A 6,000-nucleotide genomic window follows, 5' to 3' on the forward strand; every position below is an offset into this window, starting at 1 on the left:
GATCTGGTACGGCTCGCCGTCGCGTCCGGCCGGTGGTCAGCTGACGGTCGCCGCGGAGATCCTCTGGTCAGCCGGTCGTGAGGTCGCGGCGGGTGATGGCGACCAGGCCGGTCAGGGTGGTGGCGGCGGAGACGGCGAGCAGGATCGCCAGGCCGCTGAGGTGGGATCCGGAGGCGGCGATGTCGGGGACGTGCTTGAAGAGGCCGAGGTCTTGGACCGTTCGCGGGACGCCGAGCAGGTGGCCGAGCAGGGCGAGGACGCCTCCGGCGGCGAGCGGCGCCCATGCCAGCCAGGCGGCGCGGGGCCACAGGCCCACCAGCAGCGCGGTGATGCCGGCCGCGGCCATCGCCGAGGGCCATTGCCCGACCGTGTAGGCGAAGGCGCGGGCCGCGACGTGGTCGCCGGTGATGGCGGCGGGCGCGATCAGAGCGTCGGCCACTCCGGTGATCAGAAGGATGGCCGCGCTGCCCGCCGCGGTCACCGCCACGCTCGAGGCGAGCGGTCTCCAGCGGCCGACGCCTGTGGCGAGGACGTGGTCGGTCAGCCCTTGGTGCTCGTCTCGGCCGGCTCGCAGGACGCCCAGTACGGCGAAGGCGGTGACCGCCATGCCCACGACTGTCCCGCAGTAGGCGAGGTAGGACGCCTCGGGGTCGCCGGAGGCCAGTTGCGCGCCCAGGAAGCCGCTCATGTCTCCTTGCCGGCTCTGCTGGACCGCTCCCGCACCGATCGTCGAGAACAGGGTGCCCACGCAGGCCACCATGACGGCCCAGGCCATGGTCGTGGTGCGGGACAGGCGCCCGGCCAGGCCCGCGCAGGAAGCGATGTTCAGGCGCGCGTTGCTCAACTGCCGGGAAGGCAACAGCCCGGTGCCGTACTCGCGCCGTCCGGCGAGTCTGCCACCCCACCAGACCAGAGCCGCCGCCACCGCCGCGTAGACGGCCACTGCCCACCACCGGTCGCCGGTGAACGGCTGGGCGGTCGCGCGCAGGCCGAGCGGGGTCAGCCAGTTCAGCCATCCGGCGTCGCGGGTGTCGGCGAACCCCCGCACGGCGAACGCCAGACCGACCGCGGTCCCGCCCGCCGCGCGAGCCTGCCGCGCCGTGGTGACGATCTGCGCACCGGCCAGGGTGAGCGCGCCGATCGCCAGGAAGCTCACGCCCACCACCGCGCCGAACAGCAGGGCCCCGAGCCAGGTGACGCCCTGGACGCGCCCGGCCGACAACCCGACCGCCAGCGCGCATCCCGCGCTCAGCGCGGCGGCCACCGTCCCCAGCACCACGGCGGCGCTGCGGATCGGTGTCCGCAGATCGGTCCCGCAGGTCAGCAAGGTCTCCAGCGTCCCGTCCTCTTCGGCGGCGCGGCTCACCGCGACCGCCAGCAACGCCGCCATGAGTGCGGCCAGCAACGTGACGATGGCGCCGGCCTCCCACGCAAACATCTGCGCCGGCGTCCCCGGGCCGGGCAGCCTGCCGTACAGCAGCGTGCCGCCGGCGTTGTGCTGCGCCAGTTCGACGGCCTGCCGCCGTTCCTCCGGCGTGCTGTAGGTCGATTGGTAGGCCGACACGGTGACGCCGCTCAAGCCGACCAGCAGCACCGTCCAGCAGCCGATCAGCATCCGGTGGCGGTGCAGCAGCAGCCGCACGAGCGTGGTCATCGCGCCACCGCCTGGTAGTGGCGCAGGAACAGGTCCTCCAGCTTGGCCGGAGTGCAGGTGATGTCGGTCGCGCCGGCGGCGGCGAGCACCCCGAGCACGGCGGTGACCTGGCCGCGCGGCACGCTCATCCTGACCTCATCGCTTCGGCCCGGCTCGTCTGGATCCGCCTCGGACGATTCGCCGCCGTCGAGCCCGAGCGTCCGCAACTCGCCGCGGACGGCGGCCTCCCGGCCGGCGCCGAGCCGCGCGGTGACCCGGGACGCCGCCAGGTGCCGCATCTCCGCGAGCCGCCCCGACTCCACCAGCCGACCGTCCTTGATGATCGAAACCGACTCGCACACGTCCTCGACCTCGGCGAGGATGTGGCTCGACAGCAGGACAGTGCGTCCCGCGCCCGCCGCCTCGCGCACGCACCGCTGGAAGACCTCCTCCATCAGCGGATCCAGGCCCGCGGTCGGCTCGTCCAGGATGAGCAGGTCGGTCGGCGCCGCGAACGCCGCGACCAGCGCCACCTTCTGCCGGTTGCCCTTGGAATAGGCTCGCACAGGCTTGCGGGGCTCCAGCGCGAAGTCCTCCGTCAATCGGCGCTCGGCCGCGGCGTTCCGCGCACCGCGCAGGCCGGCAAGGGCGTCCAGCACCTCCTGGCCGGTCAGGTTCGGCCACAGGGTCACCTCTCCCGGGACGTAGGAGACGTGCCGGTTCACCTGGGCGGCCTCGGTCGCCGGATCGCAGCCCAGAACACGAATCCGCCCCGCCGAAGCCCGGTACAGCCCGAGCAGGACCCTGATGGTCGTCGTCTTGCCCGCGCCGTTCGGTCCCAGGAATCCGTGAACTTCCCCGCCGCGCACACGTAAATCGAGACCCTCTACCGCGGCGAAAGAACCGAACCGCTTCACCAGCCCTTGCACATCGACCGCGGTGTCCTTGCCCGTTCCGGTTTCCACACTCATCTGATTCGAGCCTCCTGTACCAACACCCGGCGGGCTCCGCTCGCCTCGATCGGCGGCCGCACCAGGATCGGCTGCGACGTAACGTCACAGCCAACGGTCACAGCTGCTGTGGGCTCCAGCGAAGGCCGGAGCCCACAGCAGGCGTGTCGGGGTGGCCGGATACCGGCCGGGTGTCAGGCGGCGCCGCCGTCGGCAGCGGTCTCCTCTGGCTGGGTGAGCTTGGGCAGGACTTCGGTGGTGGGGGCTGTGCGGCGCAGGTGCCGCATGCCCAGGGCCGACAGGATGAGCATGATGGCGGCGCCGGCGAAGGCGGTGTAGGCGGCGATGAGGGCGATGCGGCCGATCTCCCAGAAGGCGTAGGCGTTCAGCAGCATGCCGCGCAGTGTGGTGCCCTTGAAGACGGTGTTGACCTGCGCGGCCAGCGCGGCGTTGTTCGGCTGGGCCTGTGCCTTGGCCGACAGTTGCGCATAGGTCTGGCCGCCGCTCATCTCCTTGAGGTGGACGGCGATGAAGTGGTCGGCGTAGGCCTTGGCCTGCGGGCCGGTGGTCAGCTGCCGGCCGGCGTACCGGTTGAGGTAGGGGCCGACGTCCTGGGAGGCCAGCTCGGGGCTGCCCTTGGCCGGGAAGTAGATCTTCTGCGCGACTAGCTGGTCACGGACGCTGTCGGTGGCGAACCGGTGCCCCCACAAGGCCAGCGCGCCGGCCACGATCAAGACCGTGGCCACGACCAGCCCGGCCCCGGCCATCAGGGCATCGAAAGTACGACGGTTCACAGGGTGCCTCCCCAGGCAGAGACCGGCCTGGGGCCGGCGGTGTTTCCGGAGGTTCTCGCTGATCACTCTCGCTTCCGGTGCCGGCCGCGTGTAGGGACGAACGGCCCCACCACAGTCCCTCCCGCACAGGACCTTCGGCGCGCACCCACGCCACCGCACAGCTCGCGGCCTGGCGCTGATCCACCGTGACTTAGAGGAAGTTTCGTCCTGTATCTGTGGTGTCAAGTGCCCCGCCAGGTGACAGTGGCCTCGCCGGTGAGACGGCGGCTCGTCAGGTCGATCATTGCGACGTGGATCATGGCTTCGGATCAGGCCGGCAAGGTGTCGTAGTCGCGGGCCAGGCGGCGGTGCAGCATCAGCCGGTCGAACGTGCGCTCCACCACCCAGCGCCGCGGTAGCGGCACGAATCCTTTGCTGGTGGGGTCGCGGCGGATGGTTTCCAGGTCGATGCCCGGGGTGGCGGCGTGGTCGATGGCCTTGGTGCGGTAGGCGGAGTCGGCCCACGCCTTGGAAATCGTCGGGTATGTCGCGGCCACGCCGGTCAGCAGCTGCATGCCGGCGGTGCCGTCCGGCACGCTCGCCGCGGTGACCGGCACCGCCGGCAGCAGCCCGAGGGTGTCGGTGACGATGTGGCGTTTGCGGCCCACGATCTCCTTGCCGGCATCGGTGCCCTGGCCGGCGGTGGGCACGTCGATGGAGGTCTTGCACGCTCTGGGAGTCGATGATGCAGGCGCTGGGCTGGGCCCGGTGCCCTTCCTGCTCGCGGACCAGGTCGCGGAGCAGCCCGGTGAGCTGGGCGAACACTCCGTCGCGCTCCCAGCGGGCGAAGTAGGCGTACGCGGTCTGGTAAGGCGGGAAGTCGTGCGGCAGGTAGCGCCACGGGATGCCGGTCCGGTCGACGTACAAGATCGCGTTCATCAGGGTGCGCAGGTCGTGCTCGGGTGGACGGCCGATGGCCAGCGCACTGGCCAGGCGTTGTTCGCGCCAGGCGGTCAGGACCGGCTCGATCAACGCCCAGCGGGCATCGGACAGATCACTGGGATAACCACGGCGTGCGCTCATGACCAGGACGTACGCCACGCGGAACCAGATGCCCGGGCGTATGCAGAATCCGGCAAGGGTGCAGACCGCGCCTCACCTAAAGGTTCTGGGACGAGACAGGATTATGCGGGCAACCCGACCTCGCATCCGCCTGCACCGCATCCGCAAGGAGCATCAAGACTTACCAGCCCCACCGCCTCGGCCCTCAATGTCCCTCCAGAACCACCGTCAGCCGCCAGTTACTGGGCCGAAATTCTCTCTAAGCGAAGCGGAACAGAACGGCTGGCCGGTGGCGGCCCCGGAACGGGTGAACGCCGGATCCGATGGAAGCGTCTGAACGGCATGAGCGGTAAACGAGGCGAGTTGCGGCGGCCGACGCGGCTGATTCCGGTGTGGATGGCGCTATCAGCCACGTTCACCACGGCCGTGGCGATCGCTGGGGCGACACTGTGGCTGGGACTAGATCTTTTAGACGTGCACGGCGTTAAGCGGGAAAAGCAGATCAGTTCATCGGTCCTGTTCGATCTGGTGAAGCTGTCGTTTGCCGTCGTGGCCGGGCTGGGTGGCCTGGTGGCCTTGGTGGTGGCCTACCGCAAGCAGCGCACCGAGGAGAACGCCGCGTTGCGTGAGGACACCAAGCTGCACAGCGACCGGTTCACCGCCGCAGTGGCCCAACTTGGAGATGCCTCCCCCGCTGTTCAGTTGGGCGGGGTGCACGCGCTGGCCGGCCTGGCCGACGATGCTCCTACCCGCCAGCTCCGCCAGACCTGCATCGACGTGCTCTGCGCGTACTTGCGCCTGCCCTACGACCCAGATCCCAGCGACGCCCGTGGTGAAGGCCAGGACCCTGTCGAGCACGCCCGGGCCCGCGCCGCCTTCCACGCGATCCGCGAGGTCCGCCACACCGTCATCCGCATCATCGGCCTCCACCTGCGCCACAGTGCCGCAGTCTCCTGGCAGGGACACGACCTCGACTTCACCGATGTCGTCTTCGACGGCGGCGACTTCGGCCATGCGAGCTTTGTCGACGGCCGGGTGTCCTTCCGGGGCGCTCGGTTTGTGGATGGCACGGTCGACTTCCAGTCAGCCGCGTTCAGGAGCGGCAGGGTCGACTTTCATGCCGCACGATTCGAAGGCGGCACGGTCGACTTCGACGGCGCCGTGTTCGCAGGCGCCTTGGTCGACTTCGATGCCGCACGGTTCATGGACGGCACGGTCGTCTTCCAGTCCGCCGTGTTCATGAGCGACGCGATCATCCTATTCCAGGCCGCACGATTCGAAGGCGGCACAGTCACCTTCCGGACCGCGCGGTTCATAGACGGCCGGGTCCTCTTCAAGAGCGCCCGGTTCATCGCCGGCGCAATCGACTTCCGGAAAGCCTGGTTCAATGGCAGCTACGTCGACTTCGGGATAGCCCGCTTCGAGGGCGGTGTAGCCACCTTCGAGGCCGCACAGTGAGCCTTTTTCAGCGGCAGTTCGGTGTGGGCTGATCACAGCATGATCGCGGGCGGCGTGGGCGGTGCCGGACGTCAAGAAGCCCCTGGTAGGACGGTTGGTCTCTCACAACGTCCCGTCCCCACCA

4 protein-coding genes and 1 pseudogene are annotated in these 6,000 nt (G+C 69.8%); 1 reads left to right on the forward strand and 4 read right to left on the reverse strand.

Features of this window, described 5'->3' with window-relative positions; all coding sequences use genetic code 11:
• Nucleotides 1-67: 67 nt before the first annotated feature.
• The 4 genes and pseudogenes from J4557_RS47475 to J4557_RS47490 form a co-directional block, all read right to left on the reverse strand.
• A complete protein-coding gene (locus tag J4557_RS47475; RefSeq protein WP_208274286.1) occupies nucleotides 68-1,654 on the reverse strand; it encodes an efflux permease Rv1217c-related protein in 1,587 nt (528 codons plus the stop codon).
• Entirely contained in the window at nucleotides 1,651-2,604 is a 954-nt protein-coding gene (locus J4557_RS47480; RefSeq protein WP_208274288.1) for an ABC transporter ATP-binding protein, read from the reverse strand. Before J4557_RS47480 ends, J4557_RS47475 begins: the two co-directional genes overlap by 4 nt.
• A 173-nt stretch (nucleotides 2,605-2,777) precedes the next feature.
• Nucleotides 2,778-3,377, reverse strand: coding sequence for a hypothetical protein (locus J4557_RS47485; RefSeq protein WP_208274291.1), 600 nt, complete (start codon nucleotides 3,375-3,377; stop codon nucleotides 2,778-2,780).
• 221 nt (nucleotides 3,378-3,598) lie between these two features.
• Nucleotides 3,599-4,439, reverse strand: a pseudogene (locus tag J4557_RS47490) (IS5 family transposase).
• Nucleotides 4,440-4,760: 321 nt separating this feature from the next.
• Here J4557_RS47490 and J4557_RS47495 point away from each other — a divergent pair.
• Entirely contained in the window at nucleotides 4,761-5,876 is a 1,116-nt protein-coding gene (locus J4557_RS47495; RefSeq protein ID WP_208274294.1) for a hypothetical protein, read from the forward strand.
• Nucleotides 5,877-6,000 lie beyond the last annotated feature (124 nt).

This window comes from Actinomadura nitritigenes, assembly GCF_017573545.1.
GTDB lineage: Bacteria > Actinomycetota > Actinomycetes > Streptosporangiales > Streptosporangiaceae > Spirillospora > Spirillospora nitritigenes.